Origin of the sequence: Catenulispora sp. GAS73, from assembly GCF_041262085.1 — a bacterium.
GTDB lineage: Bacteria > Actinomycetota > Actinomycetes > Streptomycetales > Catenulisporaceae > Catenulispora.
On sequence record NZ_JBGCCM010000018.1, the window covers coordinates 180,086 to 201,670 of the forward strand.

The window sequence follows — 21,585 nt, forward strand, 5'->3', positions numbered from 1 at the left end:
CAACGGCGGCAACGTCCCGGTCTCGTTGTCCGATGCGTGCCAGCTGATCTGCCAGGCCACCTGCGCGGTCAGCGGATACGTCCCGCCGGGCAACGCTGTCGACGCCCGGGTGAATGCGTGTCCGCAGGTCGGAGACTGCGCCGGAGGGTTCGGATCCCCGGAAGGGTACGGAGTCCCCGGGTTTGCGCAGGTCACCGACCCGCCATCGCCGGACGTCCAGGTGGCTGAGGCGGGGTTTGCGGTGACGGTCACCGTCAAGCCGCTGCTGGAGACTGAAGATGAGACCGGCGTCCAGGACGCCGGATCCAGCCAATACCAGGCATCAGCGTTCACAACCTGCGGCTGGTTCAGGCCCGGGCTCAGATGCAGGACCGGAGGCGCCATGTGGATGTTCTGCACCTCTGATCGCGCCAGAGCCTCTGCTGTTGGAGGAGGCGCTTTCAATGGGATCAGGATCGGCATCGTCATCGTCGGTGCGGCGCTCATGGAGTTGTCCACCGGCGTCGCCGAAGGCTCGCAGGACCTGAAGTAGGGTCCGCTCGCGTCCGTGCTCGGGACCGTTCCCGGCACGTCGACGTAACTGCAGCTCACGTATTTCGGCGCTGAACTCGTGCCGACCTCGGCTTTCGTCGCAGGCTGAGAGCTGTACTTGCTGGTCACGCCGCAGTCTCCCTGAACGGCGGACGTGTAGCCGGATGTGGGTGCCGCGTCAGACGTGCTGCAGTTCGCCGAGGTGTGAGGATCGGGAAGCCAGTCGGACGCTGAGGCGCCGCTGATGTCCGCGACGACGAAGGCAGCACAACCGACGAGCGCGAACGCCGTCCTCAGCATGTTCCAATGGCATCGGACGAGAAGGCGACGACCTTCCAGGCCCCCTGGCTCTGCACGACCTCGGCCGTTGTCGCCCGGTTGCCGCCGGGCTTGTTGTCCCACAGCGTCCCGGTGGACTTTCGGTACATCAGCCATTTCGAGGACTGAAGACAGTCCTTGAGAGTCACCACTGTCGGACTCGCGGCCGGCTCCATCGAGGTGATCGTCGGATTCATCGTCGGCGGGCCGCCCTTCAGCACCGCGCCGCCTTTGTCATCTGCTTTGAGGATGTTGACCAGGACGTTGAGCGCACTGTCGGTGGCGTGCGTGGCGAGAGTGGGGTCGTTCCAGTTGGCGGTTTCCCCGGCCTTCGCCATGTCGTCCCACATGCCCTTGTAGGCCGCTACGGAGTCTTGGCGCGCAGCCGCGACCGGATCGGCGCTGGGAGCGGTCGGCTTCGGCAAGGAGTGGGCGGTCGACTTCCCGCACCCAGCCAGGGCCGCGACGACCATGACTCCGACGGCCAGCGCCGTCCGATGCCCATACCGCGTCGTCAAATCCCGCGCTCCTCTTTGCGATCCCCGTGTTCGGGATTTCAGACCTCGAACTTTGTGCCCGTTAACTTCAGCGCATGAGCAGGCCCGGGAGAAGGACCTAAACTCCCTATTGCCTCGAAATGATGAAAAATAGGATAACTTCGCGACTATGTCAGTACGGCGACCAATGCGCCGGCGACCAGGGCGGGCCCGATCGGGACGTACTCGCCACGGCCCCCACGAAGGCGTGACGCCGCCGCCCACGCAGCTCCGATCAGGCAGCTGACGAGCAGTCCGCGGAACAGCACGGTCCAACCGAAGTAGCCGAGCAGTATCCCGATCAGGCCGGCGAGTTTCACGTCCCCCAGGCCGAGGCCGATGGTCAGGTGCTGGGCTGCGAACACGGCGAGCAGGACGCCTGCTGCTTCGACTCCTCGATACAGCGGCTGTGCGTCACCGGCTGTCGATGAAGCCCACGCCAGAGCGACGAACAGCGTCGGGTACGACGGGAGGGTCAGGAAGTCCGGCAGGCGCATGACGGCGATGTCGATCGCTGACAGCACGGTGCCGACGGCGGCGAAGTAGCAGCAGGCGGGCGCGGCCGGATCGGGATACATCCGCGCCCCGCACGCGATCGACACCGCCGCGCCGATCACCCCGGTGGCGATCCATGCCCAGGTGGTCATGCGAACTGGACGCGGTGCGGCTAGTTCCGGGTGCGGCGCGGTCACGGGCGGAACGCCGTAGTGGCAGCAGGCGGATACGACGGCATGGGAACTCCCGTGGACGAACGTCCGGGGACGGGTGGGACGAGGGCGTGACCGCGGGGTGAGTCCCTGGCAGCTGCGCTCAGCGTATGTGGCAACCGCCCTTTCGGCGCGTGAACCGGGGCGTGTCGGACCGCTGGAACCGCTCGACCGGATGACCGTCGATCAGGACCGTCGAGTTTCGCTCGACTATCGATATGCAGTCAAGGTCCTGTCATCAAAAACGGTCGATTTAAGTCTGTAGCGGTGAAAACGCTTCACATTTCGGCGCTGTCGAGCGTCGATAGGTGTGTCCAAGCGCACTGACCGATTGAGAGGAACCCGACGTGCCCAACGCCGCCGACACCCATACCCCGTACGTAGCCCCCATTCCTGCCCCCGCAGCGGAAGGGCCGTCCCTGACCCCCGCTCAGCGTCGTGTCGCCGCCGCACTGGCCGAGGTGCAATACGCGACTGCCGCAGAGCTCACCGCGCACGTTGGTGTAAGTAAGTCATCGGTTGCCAAGACTCTGACTCTGCTGGAATCTACTGGCGCAGCGATCCGCACCATTCGAGAGCAGCACGGTTTTAGGGAGGCCGACCAGTGGTCGCCCGGCCCTGCACTGAGCTCACTGCTGTTCGGGGCTGACGGTCCGGTCGCTGGCCCCGAATCCGGCGCCGCGCCTGAGGAGCCGGGTGGAGCTACCGGTGTCGCTTCCGCGCAGGTTCGTGCCGAGACCGCAACCGAAGGCCCTGCGTTGCCGGTCAGCCTTGCTGCCGAAACCGAAACGACGAGCGAGGGCGAACCGGAGTGTGAGATTGCGGTGGTCCGGCCGACCGATTCTGCGGCGGCACCAGAAGAGGCAGCGACTGTGCCGCCCTCGCCCGGCGAATCGCCTTCCGACGGTCGACTCAGGCGCCTGGCCTCGGGCGAGTTGGCAGCGATGGTCACCGCCGTTCTTGAGGCGCATCCGGATATCGAGTACACACCCACGATGCTCAGTCACATGCTCAAGGGTCGCAGCGCGGGCGCGATCCACAACGTGTTGGAGAAGTTGGTCGCTACCGGGGCTGTAGCGCGAACTCGCGACAAGCCTAAGTCCTATCGCCTCGTCGCGACCGAGGTACCCAATCCGGCTTGACCGGGCGCTGGCCGTTCCCTCGAGATCCGAGGTCACCAGGCTCGCTGTGTCGCAGCCGCATTTCGTAGTCCGTCGGTCCATCATCCCCAGAGAGGCTCCGTCGTGCCGTGTTCGCCTTCTGACCCACCGCCGATCCCGGTGGCTCGGACGCCCAAGCTACCTCCCGGTCCGGTCCCGGCGCCGATGTCTAAGGCCCCGGCTATTGTCCAACGTCCGGGACCGCCGCGTCTGCCGGGCCCTCGGTGCCCAAGCACAGGACAGCCGATATCGGGGAGCGTGCAGCAGTTCGCGACTACGTCGACAGCCGCCGGGTGGGCCAGGCGGCACACGGCGGACGTCCTGGCCCAATGGGGACTGCCGGAGCTTGCCGACGACTGCTGCCTGGTGGTCTCCGAGCTGGTCGGCAACGCGGTCCAGCACGCTGTGCCCATTGGTACCCCGGCGACCTGCCGCCTGGTCCTGAAGCTCTACACCGATGCGCTATCTGTGGAGGTCTGGGACCCGTCCCCGGACGCCTGCTTGCATCCCCGCGAGGAAGATGTGCTTGCTGAGTCAGGACGTGGGTTGGCGATCGTCGCGGCGCTCTGCGGTACGCCACCGAGGGTGTTCACCACGCCCGGCGAAGGCAAGACCGTTGTGGCTGTACTCCCACGTGACCGTATCAAGAGTCTGTGATTTGTAGCGCCACCTGCGTTGACGGTGCGTGTCTTGGTGAGCCCTCAGCTGCCAGAATGTGCGAACGACGCAGCGGTGACGCGGCCCGCCAGCGAGATACAGACGCCTCGTGACCTTCCGGGCAACCTCGTCGGATCGCACTACGATCACCACAAGATCCAGAAGGATGACGATCCACTCGTTAGGTAAGTCACCGGACACCCCAGAGAGATCGATTAACTTTCGAGAAGTGACTTCGCGCAGTTGTGGGCTCGGTGCGATGACTTTCTCAGGGCCCTGGTCAGAGCTGGAGGACGGACGTGTGGATACCGTGGACCAGGGCACTTCACGAAAGGGTCCTTTCGAGAAGGCATCCGGCACGGCGCCCGGGGGCTGGCCTACTGCGCGTCGAGTTCGGAGAGCCGGGCCTGAACCCGTTCGATGTCCGGTCGCATGCCCAGGCGCCGATAGATCTCCAGGGCCTGGTTCAGGTACGCCACGCCTTGGACGATGTCGTCGACGGCAAGGTGGTGGTCGGCGATACCTTCCAGGGATATGGCCTCGTCGTCGGGTTTGTTCAGTTCCCGGTTCATGGCCAGGGCGCGGTGGTAGAGCGTGAGGGCGCGGGTGCGGTCGCCGAGCGCGGCGACGGTGGCCGCGTAGGCATTCAGCGCCCAGGCCTCGTTGCTGCGGTCGCCGAGCTGCTGGTAGATCTCCAGGGCCTGGTTCAGGTACACAACGCCCTGGACGGTGTCGCCGGCGTTGAGGCGGTAGTCGGCAATGCCTTCCAGGGAGATAGCTTGGTCGTCGGGCTTGCCCAGTTTCCGGATCGCTTTTAGGACCTGCTGGTAGAGGGTAAAGGCGCTGTCGCGGTCGCCTAGCGCGGCGACGGTGGCGGCAAAGTTATTCAGCTTAAAGGTCTCGTTGCCGCGATGGCCGATTTGCCGGAGAATGTCCAAGGCCTGCGTATAGACGCCCGCCACCCCAAGAGAGTCCCCGGACTGAAGCCGCACCAGCCCCAAGTTGGTCAGGGCGCCGATTTGCCGGTGGATCTCCAGGGCCTGCGTGTGGGCGGCCGCCGCCCCCAAATAGTCCCCAGTCTGAAGCCGCACCAGCCCCAGACCGTTCAGGGCATTGGCCTCACCGAGATGGTGGCCGATTTGCCGGAAGATCTCCAGGGCCTGCGTGTGGGCGCCCGCCGCCTCCGGATAGTCCCCAGTCTGAAGCCGCACGCGTCCCAGACCGTTCAGGGCGTTAGCCTCACCGAGATGGTGGCCGATTTGCCGGAAGATCTCCAGGGCCTGCGTGTGGGCGCCCGCCGCCGCCAAATAGTCCCCCGCCTGAAGCCGCACCCGTCCCAAGTTGGTCAGGGCGTTGGCCTCACCGAAGCGGTGGCCGATTTGCGCATAGATCTCTAGGGCCTGTGTGTGGTCGCCCGCCGCCCCCGGACGGTCCCCGGTCTGAAGCCGCACCAGGCCCAGACCGTTCAGGGCGTTAGCCTCACCGAGACGATCGCCGATCTGCCGAAACACCTGCAAAGCCTGCGTATGTGCGTCCATCGCCCCCGGATCGTCGTCGGTCTGGTACCGCACCCGCCCAAGGTTGTTCAGGGCCCTGGCATGGGCGACGGGCGGGCCGCTGCGGGTGACAGTCTCGACGGCCGAATGGATTTCCAGCGCGCGGGTCCATGGGCCGTCGGTGCTCAGGATTTCGGCCATGCCGACGGCTAGGGCGGTGGTGTGCTGGTCAAGACGGCAGGCATGAGCGTGGGCGAAGGCGGCATCGAGGTTGGGCAGTTCAGTACGCAGCCATGCCCGGGCGATCTCGGGATCGGTCAGGCCGGGCGCATGAGCGGGGCCTGGACCGTCGGGTTCAAGTTCTGGTGCGCAGGCCATGAAGGCGGAGGCGGTTTCTGCGGTGTGGGCGTAGTAGTGCAAGAGCCGGTCGTAAGCGGCTTCGCGCAGGTCGGTGGGGTCGGTGTTGGTGGTGTGGGTGTAGGCGTGCAATCGGAGCAGGTCATGTAGACGGTAGCGGCCGGGTGTGGTCTCTGTGAGCAGGCTGCGATCGGTCAGTTCCTGCAACGACGTGTCGGACTTTCGCAGGCTGGTGTCCAACAGTGCTGCGGCGGCGTAGGCATCGGCGTCGGGTCCTGGAATCAGCCCGAGGCGACGAAACATTGTCTGCTGGTCGATGGTGAGGTTGTTGTAGGACAGGTTGAAGGCCGCGGCGACTTGGCGATCGCCGTCGTCGAACACGGACAGGTCGGCCAGCCCAGCACGCAGCCGAGTCTCCAGGTGCCCTATCGTCCAGGTGCGGCGGTGGGCCATGATAGCGGCGGTGATCCGCAGTGCAAGTGGCAGGTACCCGCATAGCTCGGCGATGCGGGCGGCCACAGGGTCGTCAGCAGGAATGCGGCCAGGTCCGGCATGACGGCGCAGCAGAGCGACCGCGTCAGCCGGGGCTAGAACGTCCAGAGATAGCGGATGGGCATCGTCCAGGCCTTTGAGCCGGTTGCGGCTGGTAATGAGCACCAAGCAGCCGGGAGTACCGGGGAGCAGGGGGCGGACTTGGGCTTCGGTGGCCGCGTCATCCAACACGATCAGGGTACGCGTACCGACCAAACGATCTCGGTAAACCTTGGCCCGCTCCTCCAACTCCGGCGGGATGTTCCTCGGGTCCAGGCCGAGGGCTTGCAGAATATGACCCAGGGCATCGCCAGGATCCCGTGGCGGGGCGTCAGGGGTATGAGCGCGCAGGCTCACAAACAGCTGCCCGTCGGAGAACTGCTCGGTAAGCAGGTGGCCAGCGTGAACGGCCAGGGCGGTTTTGCCGATCCCGGCCATGCCGTCGATCGCGGAGATCACCACCGTGCCCGGGGCCCCGGCTTCGCCGGCAGCGAGGTTGAGCAGGTCGGCAACTTGTTGGTCGCGGCCGAGTAAGACGGTGTCCATCGGCAGCTGGTAACGCGGACCGCGCTGCGACGCCACGCCGGAGCGTGTCGGACCGCTGCGGTTCAGTGCCATGGTCTGGGCGATGCGCAGCGCAGGGCTCGGATCGTGTCCGAGGTGGATCAGGGCAGCGATTCCGGCCGCCGCCAGCTGAGCCGCGGCCACCGTCTCGCCGGCGGCAGTCAGGGCACGTACCGCGGTGACGGTCAGCCGCTCCCGTTCCGGATGCGCTGCGACAACGTCGTGCAGCAGCGCCGCAGCCTGCTCAGGTTGGCCGGCATCCAGCTCGATGGCAGCCAGCATCTCCAGGGCGTCCAGACGCTTGCCGTGCAGCACTCGGGTCTGGGTGCGCAGCCAGGACGATTCCATATCGGCAAGCGCACTGACACCTGGCGACCACAGGCGCAGAGCCTGGCGCAGGTGTTGCGCCGCTAGGGCTGGTTCGTGACCGTCACGAGCGGCTGCGGCCTGCCTCACCAGCCGGTCGAAGCGGTGGACGTCGACCAGCTCCGGGTCGATATCGGCCCGGAACCCGCCCGGCCGGACCGCGTGCAGAACGTTCTTCCCGAGCGCCGGCGTGAGGGCTCTGCGCAGCTTGGAGACGTAGTCGGCGACCATGTCGACGGCAGTGTCCGGGGGGTCGTCCGGCCAGGCGCGCTCGACGATGCTGGTCTTGGGCACGGCCTGCCCATGGTGCAGCAGCAGCACCGCCAGCACCGCACGAGCCAGCGGCCCGCCCAACTCCACACCCACACCCTGATGGACCGCCTGAACAGTGCCGATCAGGCGGAACTCAAACTCCGGCGCCGTGCGCGCGTCCTCGTCCATCGGCGGACCGCCCCCTATTATCAGAACCCTGCTTTAGTCACACCAGTGTGTCCGGACCGGCTGTGGCGCTGAGCTGGCGCGGAGGTGGCGTATCGACGGGTCAGGGCTATCCAGCAGCACGTCGAAGGTCACCGGTGAACCCCAGTCTGCGGTGGACCCTCAACTGTGGCCGAGGTCGCGTGTGTTCTTCCCGGATCCGTTGGTTCCCGTGTTCGGACGGCGAAGTCGATCTCCTAGGGTGCTCAGAGCCGGTGTGCTACGTGGCCTGGGCGCGCAGGGAAGTGGCGCGCGGATAGGTCAGGCCTGCCAGCAGCGCCGCGGCCTCCTGCCGGGCGATGGTCGCCTGGTGTGGTTGGTCGAGGTCGTCGTGGGCCCGTGCCAGATGTATCAGGGCTTCTGCGAGCAGAAGCGGCACGGGTAGGTTCCGGCGTAGTGCTACCGCCTGGCGGTGGAAGTCCACGGCCTCAGAGGCCCGTCCCATGGCCAGGAGTGACTGCCCGGTTCTGGTCAGGATTGTGGCCTGCAGGTCGGCAATGTCGATTCCCCGGCTCAGGTTCTCGGCCTGCCAAAGCAGTTCGTGCGCCTGCTCATGCTGGCCGGTGGCCAGGGCTAGGTCGGCCTGGGCGACTAGTGCCCATGTCCGGTGGGCCAGGTCACCGCCGAACTCGGTGACGTACCGGTCGGCGTTGTTCAGGGCGGAGGCGGCCTGATCCCATCGGCCCAGCTCGGTCAGAGCACTGGCCAGGACCCGGTAGCCCACAAGGAAGGCCGTCCCCTGGTAGACGGCATCTGTCATGTCTCTCAAAGCAGTGCTGGCCGTGTCGGAGGCGGCCTCGAGATGTCCTTGTGTAAACAGGGCCTCGGCCAGGTTCACTCGCAAAACTGCCGCCCATCGTACGTTGCCGTTGGCGTGGGCCATTTTGACGGCCTCGGTGAACTCCCCGGCAGCCTGGTCGAACTCGCCCAGAGCAGTCAGGGTCAGGCCCAGGCCGTTCGCGGCGTACAGTCTCCCGGCGGTGTCGCCGAGCCGAGAGAAGACCGTCAAAGCCTGGCGGTAGTGTTCCCCGGCTGGCTCGAGCTTTGCGGCCAGACGTTCGGCGATTGCCATGTCGCGTAGGGCCCGGCCACGGGCGGACGCGTCACCCCAGGCCTCGGCGGCGCGTAGCTCGGCTTGGGCCACCGGCATGCGGTCGTCGGCTGATCCGTAGGCGTACAGCAGCGGCTGGATGGTGGCGGCGAGCCGCCATGCCGCGGCGTGCTGCCCGGTCTGTTCCAGGGTCTGCAACAGAGCTTGCAGGTTTGCCCGCTCGATGGCGTACCAGTCCACGGCCGCTGACTGTCCGGTGAACCGCTCGGGTTCTACACCGTCCGCGGGCCGGGCCGCCGTCAGCAGGCTGGGTTCCAGGTTCTGGAGCATCTGATAGCCGGCGTCGGCGCTGTACAGGTACCAGTGGACCAGCCGCTCCAAGGCCTGCTGCCGCTCGGCGTCGGGCTCATCGGCCTCGGCGACGTCGGCTGCGAAGGCGCGCAGCAGGTCGTGGAGCTGAAAACGGGCCGGCCCGGTCTGCTCCAGCAGATGTGCCCCGGTCAGCACGTCTAGCATCGATCGCGTCTGTGCGGTCGGGCAGCCCCACAGCGCGGCGGCCGCGCCAACCCCGAACTCCGGGCCCGGATGCAGGCCCAGCAGCCGGAACGTGCGGGCGGCGCTGGCGGGCAGCGCACGGTAGGACCAGGCAAAGACCGCGCGCACCGCATCGGCTTCCTGATCGCCATCGACCGAGAGTGCCGCCCAGCGGCCCTGCCCGGAGCTCAGCTCGGCAATCAACTCGCCCAGCGGCATCAGCGGCCGGGCCGCGGCGCGTTCTGCGGCGATCCGCAGCGCCAGCGGCAGCCGCGCGCACAACTCGGCCAACTCAGCCACCTGCCCAGCGTCGTCAAGGCTCCGGTATTCCCCGGTCGCTGCCTGGAACAGGTCAACGGCGGTGGCCGAATCCAGCAGGCCAAGGCTGATCCTGCGGGCCCCGTCTCGGGTGGTAAGCCCGGACAGCCGGCTGCGGCTGGTCACCACCACCAACGGCTGCCCGTCGCCGGGCAGCAGTGGCCGTACCTGTCCGGCAGTGGCCGCGTTATCCAGCACCACCAGAATGCGACGCCCGGCCAGCAGCGACCGGTACATCCCGGCCCGGTCCTCCAGATCGGCCGGGAGGTCCCCGCCCGGCACGCCCAGAGCGCGTAGGAACCGCTCGAGGGCCGCGGCCGGAGCTAGCGGCGGCCCGACATCATAGCCCTGCAGGTTGACGAACAAGTCCCCGTCCGGGAACTGGGCCCGTACCCGGTGGGCGAACCGCAGCGCCAGCGAGGTCTTCCCGGCCCCGGCGGTACCGGCCACCACCGCAAGGCGCAGCCCGCCGCGGTCGGCGACGGTCCTGGCCAGCCTCTCTAGTTCTTCCTCGCGGCCAACAAACCCGGCGACGTCGGCCCGGAGCATTCGCGGGACGGCGGCTGGGACAACAGGGCCGGCATGGTAGTGGATGCCGCCGGAGACGTCCCTGGCCTGCACCACATCCCTGGCCCGGCCCGACAGCTCGGACGAAACCTCCGCCCGATCGGCACCACCAGGTTCGACCGCCCCCATCCGCGTACCCCCTTCGCTCGCCGCCGCAATCCGCACCACGGGTGAATCAGAGTCCTGTTTGAGGCTACCCGTGCCGCGCTCGCACACAAGCCCGACGGCGCAGGCCGACGGCCGTTGATGCGGCCGGGGGCGACCTGGTGCCGGCCCCGGCCAGCGACCTACACCGGCATCTCGAACTCGCCGTTGAACGCGCCCAGCAGGAACGCCTCCCACTCACCCCGGTTGAACGCCAGAACAGGGCCATCAGCGACCTTGTCGTCACGCACATACGCCATGCCGCCGTCGAACCTCACCAGCACGCAAGCTTTGTCTTGCTGGCTGAAGCTGCTCTTGAACCATCCCCGAGAGCCCATGACCCACCTCCGCATGATCTTTGCTCCCGCGCCTGCCCGGTCCCGGTCGGCGCCTTGGACCACAGCATGCGAGCGACAGCACGGAGGTCGGCCGTAGCCATCCCGTATACCAAGGATCAAGGACGATCGCCCACGAGTTCGCCGTCGGGTCGTTGCTGGATCGCAATCAGAAGAGCCGCGTGCTCCTGGTTCCTTGTCGTCGTGGCCGCCTAGGTCGTCTGCTAGGCAGCCTCGTGTGACCTACTCAGACGTCGACGTCTCGACGCGCGTCAGATACGTCAGGCTGATCTGGGCCATGTCGACGATGCCGGCGCGCCGATTATAATCGTGTGCCACAGATTCGTTCTCACGATGCATGAGAACTACGATCGGCTTGAGGAAGCCCTCTCGGGTCGAGTCGAGCGCCGCATACACAAGATCCTTGAAATCGGAGACTCCACCCCAGAAGACGTGCCGATGAGCTCTTCCGTTCGTCGCTAAACAGCGCGAGGGGTTGATGTCCACAGTGCCGGGTTCAACGAACCATCCGTCTCCGCACACCGCGAGCGTGATTTCATCAGGTGCCTGGTATCGCCTTTTCGTGTATCGCGCATAGGGGCCGAGCCCCTCCTTGGCGCGGTAATACTCTTTCAGTGGCACGTCCTTTAGCCAAACTCGAATCTTATCTTTGGAGAAGTACGACACCAGAACACCACCCACCGCTGGGTCATCGACCCAGCCCGAGATGATTTCCAACCTGTCGCGGACGGCCAACTGATCCCATCCGGCCTCGTCAGCCCTTTGATAGACCGTGGAAATGACCTGTGCGCGCACATTGTCTGGCATACGCAGGCGGTACCAGCGGCCCACACGTTCACGGCTCACGCCAGCGGTATACCGCAACGTGGCATCCGCTACCTCCCGGCGGTCGCCAGCGACTGCACGGAGCGGACCTCGCGCGTTGGCGTTCAATACCTGCACTTCGGGTACCAGCACCTTCCACCCACCGGTCGAAGTCTCGACGAGCGTACTTCCATTGATGTGCTGCCAATGGCATTGACCAGTCTCCGGGTGGCACATGACAAGCACGACCGGCAGTGAGTGATTCGTCCAGTAGCGCACGTGGTCATCGTCTGGCCGAAACCACCAGCCATTCTGACCAAGCTCCTGAAAGAAGCTCTTGCCACTCTTGATCTGCAGGGCCAACAGTTTTCCCTTGACGATCTCGCCATCGACCACCTCTATATGGGCGTCAATACCGAAGTCCTCTGTCGGCTGCTCACGGAACAACCATCCGAGTTCCTCTTCGACGGCCAGCCTGGTACGAGTTACACCGAGACTCGCCAACTTGGCCGACGGCTTCCGAAGCATCATGCGCTCATCATGCCAGCGCGTTCGACAGGCTCCTCGCGCCTTATGACCCGCGGTTCACCGCACTGCGCTACTTCGCGGCGGCACCGGCCACCGTAGCCACTAGGAGTAGGGGCGTAATCCGTGGGTACATCATCTGGCGAAACCGCCACGCCGACGACGCCAGGCTACGTCAGATCGTCACTAGGGCGAACGCTACTTGATGCAGCACTAGTCGGGGTCTCTGCTGACTCCAGCATCGCGCGGATGCGCTTCGCAGAGGTGACCGACGGTGCCTTGGTTCCGGCGGGCAAGGCTCCGGCCGCGGCCAAGACTTTCGCATGGGCGGCGAGAGCTGCTTGGAACTCCCGGCCAGAAGGTCGTCGGCCGAGGCTGCTCGTGAGCTCGGGGAACGCCTGGCTTCCGATGACCAGCCAGTCCGGTCGAGCCTTACGCGCGCGGTCGGCCAAGCCGGCCGCGGCGCCGGCGTGGGCAAGGTCCACCTCGCCCACTGCGGCCTCCTGGCGGTCGGTGGTGTCGCCTGCTGACTCGTCAGCGGCGGCCGGCTGCTCGGCACCGTGGCCGACCAGGCGGCTCTGCAGGTTCAGGAGGCGCTCGACCACGAGCGAAGGGAGTGTGGCGACGGCGACCAGGAGGAGGTCTCGGGTGGTGGAGTCGATGAGTTGGCCGGCTTTGCGCAGGAAGTGGTCGAGGGCGTTGCAGCCGAGGCTGATGGCGAAGGCGAGGCGGGCATTGCGCAGGACGGGGCGTTGGCCGGGGTGGTCGGCGGGGAGGCTGTAGCCGACGGCCAGGGCGGTGAAGGCGTAGGCGTCCAGGGCGACCGGGAGCAGCCAGGCGGCGGAGCCGAGGTCGAGTTGGCCGCCGAGGTGGTACAGGGTGTGGGCGCTGATCGCGGCGGCGGCCAGTTCGGCGACGGTGCCGCCGAGGCGGGCGACGCGGATGGAGCTGGTCGGGGTGGGGGAGTGGGCCATGGGACCTCCGGGGGCGGCGGGAGCGGGCATGGCGAAGCGCGCGCCCGTGTCGGTGGGGGAGTCGGGCGCGCGGGGTGGTCGGGCTGTGGGCGGCTTGTGGTCGGGAGTGGGCGGGCGTGATCGGTCAACGGGCGCGGTGGCGGTCGGCCTCGATCAGCGCGATGAGAACTGCGTCCGCCGGGTCGACCAGCCCGCTCAGGACGAGGGCGGCGAGCGTTGCGTGGTCGGGCTGTGGCCTTGGCGGGCGCATCATCGTTGACCGGGAGTGGGCCCTGCCGCAGTGGGCTGCTGGTCGGTTCGGGGCCGAGGTGCTTCCTGCGTCCTGTCTGGCACGCCAAAAGGCGGCCCGCGCACGGCGGGCCGCCTCTATGAGTGTGCTGATCACGGCACGCCCGGTGTCGGCGGCGGTGGGGCCGTGGTGTCGAGAGGTGTCTCGGGGGTGCGGGCGCGGGCGGGCGCGGCAGTGAGAGCCAGTGCTTCGAGGACGGACTCGGGTGTGCCGTCGGTGGCTTCGACGTTCAGGCCGTCGCCGTTGACGAGCCAGCCGCCCGGCTGGTTGTCGGTGCCGTTGAGGCGAGTGATGCTGCGCTTTTCACCTGGGCTTTTGAGTAGGCACAGCGTGCCGGCTGGGGCGTCGTTGTCCAGGTTCCAGGAGTTGAGCCTCAGGTTGTCCACCATGGCGAGGATGGCGGCAAGGCGGATCCTGGCGGCGGCGGACGCGGCGGCGATGATTTGGTCCGGGGTGGGGTTGGTGATGGAGATTGTCCACAGGGTGTTCTTGCTCTGGCCTACTGGGTGGCCGGTCAGAACGGCGGTGGTCGACTCGCCGGGGGCAGAGGTGATCAGCAGTCGGGCTGTGCGGTCCATGCTGGTCCAGGCCTTCGTGGACGTGTCCGCCGATGGTGTGCAGGGGTCGGATGGGCGCCAGAGCGTTGTGGTCAGGTAGGAGTCAACGGCATCGCTGAGTTGTTGCTGTGGGTTCTCAGGCGGGGTTGTCACGGGGTGGCTCCGTTCTGGAAGGGGTGGGTGAGAGTGATGGCGCGGGTTTCGGCGGCGGTGAGGATCCAGGCTGGGAGGCTGTCTCGGCCTTCGATGTAGCCGCGGTAGAGCCGATGGCTTCCGTCTGCGATGAGTTGAACCTCGTCCCCGTTGTCGAGGGTGAGGGTGATGAGGATCAGTGGCCTGCGGAGGTCGGCACCGGCAGCGTGGTGGCGGTTGAACAGCGGTCCGAGTTGGATCGGTGCGTGCGGGTCGCCGTTCATGCCGTAGAGCCGGGCCCAGGCGTCGACATCGATATGTACCGTGTCCCGAGGCCTGGCACGCAGCAGCCGGAACGCCGCCTCGATGTCCAGGACCGTGTTCCCGATGACGGCCAGTTGCTGCTCGTGCCGGGGCACCGCTTGCTGGCCGCCGGTGGAGGTGTTGGGCGGCGGGCTTGGTTTCTGCTTTCGGCACTGCTTCTTCTTGCTCAACAGGGTTCTGCTTTCGATGTCAGTGGCCGCGCCGGGCGACGGCGGTGACGTGTGCTTGGACGATGGCGAGGATGAAGGCGACGTCGGCCTCGGCCAGCGGCTGAGGCACGGATAGGCACACGACGCGTCCGTCAACGAGGTTGAAGTTCACGCAGGCGTCGGCAGGCGTCGGCGGCAGCGGGGGCCGCGAGGGGATGTGGGTTGGACCCGTGGCGCGAGGATCGGGTACGGCGCTGCTCATGATCAGAGTGCTGTCTTTCTCAGAGGTATGCAGGTAGTCGGACGGCGCGGAGGGAGTGCTGATCTGCACGCACGGCGGTGATCTGTCTCCGGTGGCCGAGCTCGGTTTGGGGGTCACGGCGTGTGTCCGTTGTCCACGCGGCCGAGGTCGTCGAGTTCGGCGAGGATGTGGGAGCGCCCGATGCGCAGAATCAGGGCGGCACCGAGGCGTTCGGCGTGCTCAGCAGGGATCCGGCAGGCGCGGATGGCTTCGGAGTAGGCGTCCGTCGCGGCTTCCAGTTCGAGCTGGGCGGTGTGCAGAGCGGTGGTGGCTTCGGTGATCTGTCCGGTGGCGGCCCAGATCCGGTTCGCGGCGGCGTTGACTCCGTCGTCCCCGGCGAGCCAGGTGAGCATCGCGGCGTCAGATCCGGGACCCGGTGGTGTCGTCGACACAGTCGCTCCTCCCTCCCACGGCCCAGCCCACGGCGGCGATCAACGAGGCCAGGACGACGGCCGGGGTGCCCGGCGTCGCGTTCAGGTGGACCGCGGGTGTGAGGATCTGCCAGCCGCCGACCCGGGCGCGGTGCGGTGCTGTCCAGGTCGCCTCGGCCCCGCGGTCGGGGCTGAACCAATCGGTGGTTCCGGACAGCGCGCGTGCCAGTCGCGATCGGTCGGGCCGCATCCCGGCGGCGGCGAGTGCGCGGACGATGGCGCGCCGGTCACGTCCTGAAACATGACCACAGGCGTCGGGTGCCGCCAGCAGCGCCGTGACCAACGCGGTGACGGGGGCGTCGTGGACCGCCAGCGTCCACGGGGCCGACTGCGCCGGACCGCCGGGCAAGCGCATGGCGGTGACCTCGGCTACGAAGTCGGCGAGGTCGGAGCACATCCGGACCCTGACGCGCCGCGACGGGTCGAACAGCACCCATGCCGAGCCGGGCTTGGAGGCGATCGCGATCGACGAGGCGTGCCAGCCGGCCGCGAGCAACTCCTCGCCTACGGCGCGCTGGATCCCGAAGAGCTGTGCGGGCATCAGCACACCGCCGTGATGGGTCGGGCGCCGAAGACGGCTGCGGCAGGGACGGCCTCGCCCCACCGGCGCGGTTCGACTGTGTGCCCGTTCGGAGTCGCGGTGGGCCGGGCCAAGGCATGGCCGGGCAGGGCACGTGTGAAAGCGCTGATCACAGCTGCGGGAGTGTGGGCGGTGGCTTCTGCGGTGAGGCCGGGACCGGTGATGAGCCAGCCGCCGATGTCGCCAAGGTCCCCATGATGGGTGCAGTGCTCGCACGGCGGGGTGTAGGTGGGCAGGTGGAAGGTGACGACCACCGCGCTGTCGGGGCGGGTGAACCGAGTCGCGCGCACCCTACCGCCCAGCGGTACCTCTAGCCCGGCGGCGTATCGCACGGCGTTGTCTCCGGCCGAGCGGCGAGTAGCGCGCTCGATCGTCCATTCTGGGAGTTCCAGCGGATTCGGGTCCGGCGCGCTGGCGGTTGCGGCGGTCGCGGCGGCGAGAATCGCCTGGATGGGAGCGTCGTAGGCGGTCATCCGCCAGGACGGGCTGACTTCGCGGACTCGGCGAAAGCCTGTCCCACGGTGGCCGGAGACTCCCTGGGCGGTGATTTCGACCATCTGACCGGCGGTCCCGCCGAGTGTGAGGATCAGGATCTCGATGTCGGGATGGGTGCGGACGATGGATCCGACTGCGCCGGGGTGCTTGCTTGTTGATTCGTGGCGGCTGTTCCAGCCGCGATGAGCCAGGGCCTTGCCGAGGGCCTCGGCGCGGGCTAGCTGCACGCTGGACGCGGTGGGGGTGCCGGTCATGACCGGGTTGCTCCTTGCCTCGATGGGGTGGGGAGGGGTGGTGGGTTACACGGCAGGCGGCGTGTTTTCGCAGGGCATCGGTGCGGACAGGGCCGCGTGCGCACACGTCGCGACAACCGACGCCGGGACGTCGGCGCCGAGTTGTGCCCGCCAGCCGCATCTCTGGTGGCGGCGGCAGGTCGCGCAGATCAGCGTGACGAAGGCGTGCCGTGACACGCGCTGAGGCACGATCCGAACCAGCACCGCCGCACACGCTGAGGCGGCTGTCAGGACGACGACGCCGGTGCTCGGTTCGGGCGCGGCATCGCTGAATCCGGCGGTTCGCAGGGCGTCTGCAACTGCCGCCGCCGCATGCGCGGGTCGAACGGAGACCTCGTCCATCGGGTACTCCTTTCGGCGAGTCGGGGGCCCGGCGGGCGCGGGGAGCCACTCGCGCGCCCGCCGGGAGTCTTCGGGTAGGGCTAGTGCTTGCTTGCTGGGCGCGGGGCGCTAGCGCTGGCCGGTATCGGTGAGGGCGAGAGCGAGGATCACGGCAGTCGGGGTGTCGTCGCTGGCATGGACGGTGACCGGGCGTCCGGCCGTGCGGCGGATCCGCCAGGGCAACGCGTTGTCTTCGAGTTGGTCGTCGAAGAGCATGACTTCTCGGTCCTGGTCGGGGCTGATCCATTTGCGCTCGCTCGGGTGCGGCTGTGACCATCCGGCGGCGGTCAGCACTTCGCCGAGGTCGGTGGGGTCTTCGTCGTTGGCGACGGCATTTGCGGAGGCGACGGCGGCAAGGGCCTCGACCGGCAGTTCGCGAGTGGCTTCGGCGTGCCACGCGGGGCGGGACAGGTAGCCGTCGAGACGCCGGTATTCGGAGTTGAAGTCGAGGCGGACTTTGCCGGCCTCGGAGGACACCGCGACGGTGAGGCCGGAGCCGTCGGTGAGGCGTGCGGTGTGAATGACACGGACCGTCGCGCTGGCGAATGTCCAGCCGCTGTTCAGCATGTCGTGGGCGAGGTCGGTGGCGGCCGGGGCCGGAGCGTTTCGACCGGCTGCGGATGCGATGGGACCTGCGGCGGTGGTGCAGTTTTTGGTCATGGGAATTGGGGCTCTTTCTTGGTGGAGGTGGGGCGGCGGCCTGCCCCTGGGCGGGCCGCCGCTGGTCGGTCTATGCGGTGGCGAGGGCCTTGACGGCGGCGGCTCCGATGGCGTCTCCGGCGGCGGCCGCGTTGGCTACGCGGACGCGAGTCGCGCCTGGAATCTGCCTGGTTTTCTTCTGGTCGGCGGTGGTGACCTGCAGGACTGGGCATCCGGTGCCGACCAGACGCTCGGTGCGCTTGCGTGCCGCGTTGTTCTCGCTGTCGGTGAATACGCCGTCGGAGACGATGACCAGCAAGCGGGCCGCGCCGGGCCTGGCCAGACCGAGTCCGCCGTCCACGGCGTCGATCGCGGTGCCGATCGGGTGGCCGCCGTTGTCGGCTTTGAAGGTCGAGACCTGGGCGGGGTTGTCGCCGGGTCGCGTGATGGCGGCGGCGGTTTTGCCGCTGAAGTGCACTGCCGCTGTCGTGGCGTCGGTCGCGGACAGTGCGGCGGCCCGGGCCAGGATCCAGGCGATCGATGCGATCGGCTCCGTGAACGCAGACATGGAGGCGGAGGTGTCTACGACGATTCCGATCCGCAGGGGCGGCGTCGGGGTGGTTTTGCGGTTCACCGCACGCCAGGGCTCGGCGGTTGGGATTACTCCGGCCGCGCGTTGAGCGTCTTTGGCGAGTGCGGCGCGGACGTTCAGGCGTCCCGGCGGAAGAGCCGATGCGGTCGGGGTCGCGGCGCGCTCCCGGACGGCTGCCCGGCGCAGTTGCTGCGCGAGCCTGGCAGCCGCCCGGCGCTCGACTGCGGTCGGGGGACGTGAACCGGTGACCTGACCGCACGGACTGTGCGGGGCGAACACTCCGGCCGCGATATTGGCTGTGTGGGCCTGCTCGCTGCGCTCTGCTGCCGCCGCCTCGGCTGGCGAGGGCCCGGAGTTCCGGGATTCGGCGGCGCTGTTGATCCGGACTTTCGCGGCGGTCGCCTTGACTGCCTGCGCGACGAGCTCGGCCGGTCGCCGACCGCCCGTGGCGTGCGTGGGGGTGGGTTCTGGCTTGTCAGGGGCGATGTTCAACAGGTCGCACCAGGCGCGCCCGGCGGCGATCATGCCGTCGGTGTCGTCGTCGGCCAGCTGCGTCGCGGACTTCCAGACAACACGCAGCTTCTTCAACAGGTCGGAGCCCAGGACCTTCTTCGCGGCCAGGACGACGGGCCGGGCTTCGCTGATTGTCAGGGTGCCGTTGTCGACGCGGCCCGCGACCAGAAGCGCCGCGCGGGCTGCCGCCCACGGTGAGTCGTCGCCGGAGACTGGCGCGCCCTCCAGGACCAGCTCGGCTGCCATGGCGCGCAGCCATCGGGCATCGGCCGGGCGGCGGACCAGTTGGGCGGCTTCGGCGCGGATCTCCTCGATCAGATCAGCCGCTGCGAACGCTGCCTGGTCTGTGTCCTGAGGCAGTCGAACCTTCCACCGGGTGTGCGCGGCGTGCGCGGCTTCATGGACCAGCGCGCCGAAGCCCACGGGGCGAGCATGGGGATCCTCTGGGGCGACGGTGTGCGTGCCGTCCGGGCCAGTCTCGAACAAGCTGGCATCGATGTGGATCGTCGCGGACGGGAAATGGATGAGCGCTGGGGCGCTGTAGGTGTCGCGGACACCGGGGGCGACCGTGACGATCAGGTCTTCGCGGCTGGATAGGTCTGCGGCGTAGTCGGTGAGCACGGCGGACAGTGCACGCCGGGCTTTGGTGTCCACGGTGGTGTGCATTGTGATCGAGATCGGATCCGGCGGGGTGGGTCGTGCGTGGATGTGGGCGGGCATGCAAGGCTCCTGACAGGCTCGGAATCACGGCGTTGGGGTGAGCGCGGAGCCGCCGTGGGACGGCCCCGCCAGGTGTTGTCAGGGCTGCGTGGGTTCGGTGGCCGAGGTCATGCGTGCGCCGACCGACAGCCGTTGAGCCTCCGTGCCGGTCACGGTGGCGACGACTTCGGCGACGGTGTCGCGGTCGGACTCCGGGGCGACGCCGATGAGGTTCGCGAACGCGGCTTCGGTGCCGAGCACCTTCTCGACCTTGGCGAAGGCCAGCAGCTCGCGCAGTTGCACCGACCACGTGACTTCGCCTGCGGCCGCCTGGGTCGCCAGGTTCTTCGCTACTCGAACGGCCTTGGGATTGATTTCGAGCTCTTCGGCGATCTGATAGTCGGAGGCCACGTGGACGTGCAGGGCGAAGCGGGATGAGAGTGCTTCGGTCAGCACGGCGCCGCTGACGTTGGGGTTGTGGGCGGCGACGACGAAGAACCCGGGGGCGGCGGTGATCGTCTCGCCCTTGTGCGCCTTCACCGTGATGGTCTTGCGGCCGTCCATGGCCGGGTACAGGCAACTCAGTACCTTGGGAGCGGCCAGTGTCGCGTCATCGACGAACAGCACCCGGCCCTCGGTCATCGCGGTCACGAGCGGGCCGTAGATGAAGCTGTAGGTTCCGTCAGGGTTCTGTGTCCACTCCCCGACGAAGTCGCTCACCGCGCAATCCCCGTCGGCGGCAATGGTGACCACGTCCGGAAACGCCGCCTCGATAAGCGATGTCTTGCCGGTTCCGGGCGGGCCGTACAGCAGGACCGGGGTCTCGGCCTCCCGTGCGGCGCGCAACGCGCCCACGTCCGAGAGCCCAGCCAGGGCGCGCGGCCGGTACAGCATGCCGTTCGGCCGGGTCACCGACGCGGTCGGATCCGCCAGCGTGGCGACGGCTGATGATGCGACGACGGGCGCGGACGGCTCGGCCGGAGGTGAAGGCTGCGTCGACACGGATGGCGCAGCCGGCTTGGAGGCTGCCTTGCGGTTGCGCGGCGCCTTGGGAGTCGTCTTGGTCTTGGCGGGCCGCTTCGGCTTCGGCGTCGTAGCGGCTTTGACGGGGACCAGCGGTGCGTCGGTCGCGGCTGCGGCCGTGGCATCGTTGGCGCGGAACCGGCGCGGCGCAGCACAGGTCAGCACCGCCGCCCCGGATGCGGCCAGGGCCATCAGGGCGTTGCCGACCGCGCCGCCGGAGGAATCGTTCAACGCGCGGGCTACCTGCGTCACGGTGAACTCCTCGCCAGGCGATGCGGCCAGGTGCGCCGCCACGAGGGCGCGCAGTCCTCCCGGCGCGAACCGGACGTGCGGCACGGTCTTGGCGGAAGTGTTCTTCGTACGGGGGGTGCTCATTTTCGGGGTGGCTCCCAAAGTCGTAGTCAGGCGCGGCGGTCAGCGGGCGACGGCCGGGCGCAGATTGACGGTCAACGCGGCCACGGCGGCGGCGTGGATCACGGCGGCCGGGGTGTTCGAACCGAACGTGACGTCGAAGACGCGGGCGTGTACGCGTTCGACCGGCCCGCCGGTGAGCGCCAGACGCCGGGCCCCGGCGGGGAAGACCGCGAGTTCGGTGTAGACGCGGCCGGTGGCGTCGTCCGGGTCGGTCAGTTCGACCACCACGACCGTGTGGCCCGGGTTCGCGACGTGGACGATCGCCGGACCGCGCCCGATCGAGCCGGGGTAGTCGTTGACCAGGTGAGGGGTGAATCCGCAGGCGGCCAGACGTCGGCCGAGCCGATCAGGGTTCAGCGGAAAGGGGAGCGAGGATGCGGCCATTGCAGAGTTCCGATTCGATCAGCGGTGGCGGGCGGCCGGTTTCCGGCAAGGCTCCGCCCCCGGATGGCTTCGCCCAGGTCAGGGCAGCAGAGTTGGGAGGGAAGGCGGCCGCCGGGCCATGCGGTCGGGGAAGGCGAGGCCCGGCGGCCGGTCAAAGAGCGCGGCGAGCCGTCAGCCGCGCGTGGAGGTCAGCGCGGATCGCGCTGCGAGGGGACGAACAGCGAAGACCACGTCTTCGGCAGCCGCCCGTGGTTCGACATGATCGCGTCGATCTCGGTGAACCGCGCGGCCATGGCTTCGGCGCGGTAGGCGTGCGGGCAGGTACCTCCGCACGACGGGGCGGGCGACTTCACAGCCCGCGTGGCGGTCGCCGCCAACTCGCGCAGCTGCGCGATAATGAAGTCAGGGTTCACGAC

General features: G+C 68.0%; 22 protein-coding genes. 3 read left to right on the forward strand and 19 right to left on the reverse strand.

Translation table 11 applies throughout. From position 1 onward, the window contains the following. Positions 1–241: 241 nt before the first annotated feature. Positions 242–532, forward strand: coding sequence for a hypothetical protein (locus ABH935_RS26745; RefSeq protein ID WP_370380683.1), 291 nt, complete (start codon positions 242–244; stop codon positions 530–532). Between the two features lie 292 nt (positions 533–824). On the opposite strand, the gene ABH935_RS26750 is transcribed toward ABH935_RS26745, so the two are convergent. Further along, entirely contained in the window at positions 825–1,367 is a 543-nt protein-coding gene (locus tag ABH935_RS26750) for a hypothetical protein (protein ID WP_370380684.1), read from the reverse strand. A 146-nt stretch (positions 1,368–1,513) separates the two neighbouring features. Next, entirely contained in the window at positions 1,514–2,032 is a 519-nt protein-coding gene (locus ABH935_RS26755; protein WP_370380685.1) for a prepilin peptidase, read from the reverse strand. A gap of 407 nt (positions 2,033–2,439) precedes the next feature. Between ABH935_RS26755 and ABH935_RS26760 the strand changes: the two genes are divergently transcribed. Next, entirely contained in the window at positions 2,440–3,234 is a 795-nt protein-coding gene (locus tag ABH935_RS26760; protein ID WP_370380686.1) for a MarR family transcriptional regulator, read from the forward strand. A 276-nt stretch (positions 3,235–3,510) separates the two neighbouring features. Then, complete coding sequence (locus ABH935_RS26765) at positions 3,511–3,909, forward strand: ATP-binding protein (protein ID WP_370380687.1); 399 nt, start codon at positions 3,511–3,513, stop codon at positions 3,907–3,909. Positions 3,910–4,286: 377 nt separating this feature from the next. Here the strand turns inward: ABH935_RS26765 and ABH935_RS26770 are convergent, their stop codons facing one another. From ABH935_RS26770 to ABH935_RS26850, 17 genes are all read right to left on the reverse strand, one after another. Then, the gene (locus tag ABH935_RS26770; RefSeq protein WP_370380688.1) at positions 4,287–7,664 is read right to left on the reverse strand and encodes a tetratricopeptide repeat protein; all 3,378 of its coding nucleotides are present in this window, start codon (positions 7,662–7,664) and stop codon (positions 4,287–4,289) included. A 256-nt stretch (positions 7,665–7,920) separates the two neighbouring features. After that, complete coding sequence (locus tag ABH935_RS26775; RefSeq protein WP_370380689.1) at positions 7,921–10,299, reverse strand: AAA family ATPase; 2,379 nt, start codon at positions 10,297–10,299, stop codon at positions 7,921–7,923. Positions 10,300–10,457: 158 nt separating this feature from the next. Further along, entirely contained in the window at positions 10,458–10,667 is a 210-nt protein-coding gene (locus tag ABH935_RS26780) for a DUF397 domain-containing protein (RefSeq protein ID WP_370380690.1), read from the reverse strand. 225 nt (positions 10,668–10,892) lie between these two features. Further along, complete coding sequence (locus ABH935_RS26785; protein WP_370380691.1) at positions 10,893–12,005, reverse strand: DUF4365 domain-containing protein; 1,113 nt, start codon at positions 12,003–12,005, stop codon at positions 10,893–10,895. A gap of 164 nt (positions 12,006–12,169) precedes the next feature. Further along, a complete protein-coding gene (locus ABH935_RS26790; RefSeq protein WP_370380692.1) occupies positions 12,170–12,973 on the reverse strand; it encodes a hypothetical protein in 804 nt (267 codons plus the stop codon). 381 nt (positions 12,974–13,354) lie between these two features. Further along, positions 13,355–13,840, reverse strand: coding sequence for a hypothetical protein (locus ABH935_RS26795; protein ID WP_370380693.1), 486 nt, complete (start codon positions 13,838–13,840; stop codon positions 13,355–13,357). Between the two features lie 128 nt (positions 13,841–13,968). Then, positions 13,969–14,445 carry a hypothetical protein gene (locus ABH935_RS26800; protein WP_370380694.1) on the reverse strand — a complete coding sequence of 159 codons (477 nt, stop codon included), beginning with the start codon at positions 14,443–14,445 and terminating at the stop codon, positions 13,969–13,971. 19 nt (positions 14,446–14,464) lie between these two features. Next, positions 14,465–14,686, reverse strand: coding sequence for a hypothetical protein (locus ABH935_RS26805; protein WP_370380695.1), 222 nt, complete (start codon positions 14,684–14,686; stop codon positions 14,465–14,467). Between the two features lie 113 nt (positions 14,687–14,799). Continuing rightward, positions 14,800–15,117, reverse strand: coding sequence for a hypothetical protein (locus tag ABH935_RS26810; protein ID WP_370380696.1), 318 nt, complete (start codon positions 15,115–15,117; stop codon positions 14,800–14,802). Beyond that, positions 15,086–15,697 (reverse strand): hypothetical protein, encoded by a 612-nt coding sequence (locus tag ABH935_RS26815; RefSeq protein ID WP_370380697.1) that lies wholly within the window; start codon positions 15,695–15,697, stop codon positions 15,086–15,088. The genes ABH935_RS26810 and ABH935_RS26815 overlap by 32 nt, the downstream gene beginning before the upstream one ends. Next, on the reverse strand, positions 15,697–16,485 hold the full coding sequence (locus ABH935_RS26820; protein ID WP_370380698.1) for a hypothetical protein: 789 nt from the start codon (positions 16,483–16,485) through the stop codon (positions 15,697–15,699). The genes ABH935_RS26815 and ABH935_RS26820 overlap by 1 nt, the downstream gene beginning before the upstream one ends. A 45-nt stretch (positions 16,486–16,530) precedes the next feature. Continuing rightward, on the reverse strand, positions 16,531–16,866 hold the full coding sequence (locus tag ABH935_RS26825; protein ID WP_370380699.1) for a hypothetical protein: 336 nt from the start codon (positions 16,864–16,866) through the stop codon (positions 16,531–16,533). Positions 16,867–16,974: 108 nt separating this feature from the next. Then, positions 16,975–17,565, reverse strand: coding sequence for a hypothetical protein (locus ABH935_RS26830; protein ID WP_370380700.1), 591 nt, complete (start codon positions 17,563–17,565; stop codon positions 16,975–16,977). Positions 17,566–17,635: 70 nt separating this feature from the next. Then, positions 17,636–19,369 (reverse strand): hypothetical protein, encoded by a 1,734-nt coding sequence (locus ABH935_RS26835; protein ID WP_370380701.1) that lies wholly within the window; start codon positions 19,367–19,369, stop codon positions 17,636–17,638. A 78-nt stretch (positions 19,370–19,447) separates the two neighbouring features. Then, positions 19,448–20,746 carry an AAA family ATPase gene (locus ABH935_RS26840; RefSeq protein WP_370380702.1) on the reverse strand — a complete coding sequence of 433 codons (1,299 nt, stop codon included), beginning with the start codon at positions 20,744–20,746 and terminating at the stop codon, positions 19,448–19,450. Between the two features lie 39 nt (positions 20,747–20,785). Beyond that, entirely contained in the window at positions 20,786–21,169 is a 384-nt protein-coding gene (locus ABH935_RS26845) for a hypothetical protein (RefSeq protein WP_370380703.1), read from the reverse strand. Positions 21,170–21,357: 188 nt separating this feature from the next. After that, positions 21,358–21,582, reverse strand: coding sequence for a hypothetical protein (locus ABH935_RS26850; RefSeq protein WP_370380704.1), 225 nt, complete (start codon positions 21,580–21,582; stop codon positions 21,358–21,360). Positions 21,583–21,585: the final 3 nt, after the last annotated feature.

Coding starts and splice junctions, on each gene's coding strand:
- ABH935_RS26755 (WP_370380685.1), bottom strand. CDS start 2,032: ATGACCACCTGGGCATGGATCGCCACCGGGGTGATCGGCGCGGCGGTG.
- ABH935_RS26770 (WP_370380688.1), bottom strand. CDS start 7,664: ATGGACGAGGACGCGCGCACGGCGCCGGAGTTTGAGTTCCGCCTGATC.
- ABH935_RS26775 (WP_370380689.1), bottom strand. CDS start 10,299: ATGGGGGCGGTCGAACCTGGTGGTGCCGATCGGGCGGAGGTTTCGTCC.
- ABH935_RS26780 (WP_370380690.1), bottom strand. CDS start 10,667: ATGCGGAGGTGGGTCATGGGCTCTCGGGGATGGTTCAAGAGCAGCTTC.
- ABH935_RS26785 (WP_370380691.1), bottom strand. CDS start 12,005: ATGATGCTTCGGAAGCCGTCGGCCAAGTTGGCGAGTCTCGGTGTAACT.
- ABH935_RS26790 (WP_370380692.1), bottom strand. CDS start 12,973: ATGGCCCACTCCCCCACCCCGACCAGCTCCATCCGCGTCGCCCGCCTC.
- ABH935_RS26795 (WP_370380693.1), bottom strand. CDS start 13,840: ATGGACCGCACAGCCCGACTGCTGATCACCTCTGCCCCCGGCGAGTCG.
- ABH935_RS26805 (WP_370380695.1), bottom strand. CDS start 14,686: ATGAGCAGCGCCGTACCCGATCCTCGCGCCACGGGTCCAACCCACATC.
- ABH935_RS26815 (WP_370380697.1), bottom strand. CDS start 15,697: ATGCCCGCACAGCTCTTCGGGATCCAGCGCGCCGTAGGCGAGGAGTTG.
- ABH935_RS26820 (WP_370380698.1), bottom strand. CDS start 16,485: ATGACCGGCACCCCCACCGCGTCCAGCGTGCAGCTAGCCCGCGCCGAG.
- ABH935_RS26825 (WP_370380699.1), bottom strand. CDS start 16,866: ATGGACGAGGTCTCCGTTCGACCCGCGCATGCGGCGGCGGCAGTTGCA.
- ABH935_RS26830 (WP_370380700.1), bottom strand. CDS start 17,565: ATGACCAAAAACTGCACCACCGCCGCAGGTCCCATCGCATCCGCAGCC.
- ABH935_RS26835 (WP_370380701.1), bottom strand. CDS start 19,369: ATGCCCGCCCACATCCACGCACGACCCACCCCGCCGGATCCGATCTCG.
- ABH935_RS26840 (WP_370380702.1), bottom strand. CDS start 20,746: ATGAGCACCCCCCGTACGAAGAACACTTCCGCCAAGACCGTGCCGCAC.
- ABH935_RS26845 (WP_370380703.1), bottom strand. CDS start 21,169: ATGGCCGCATCCTCGCTCCCCTTTCCGCTGAACCCTGATCGGCTCGGC.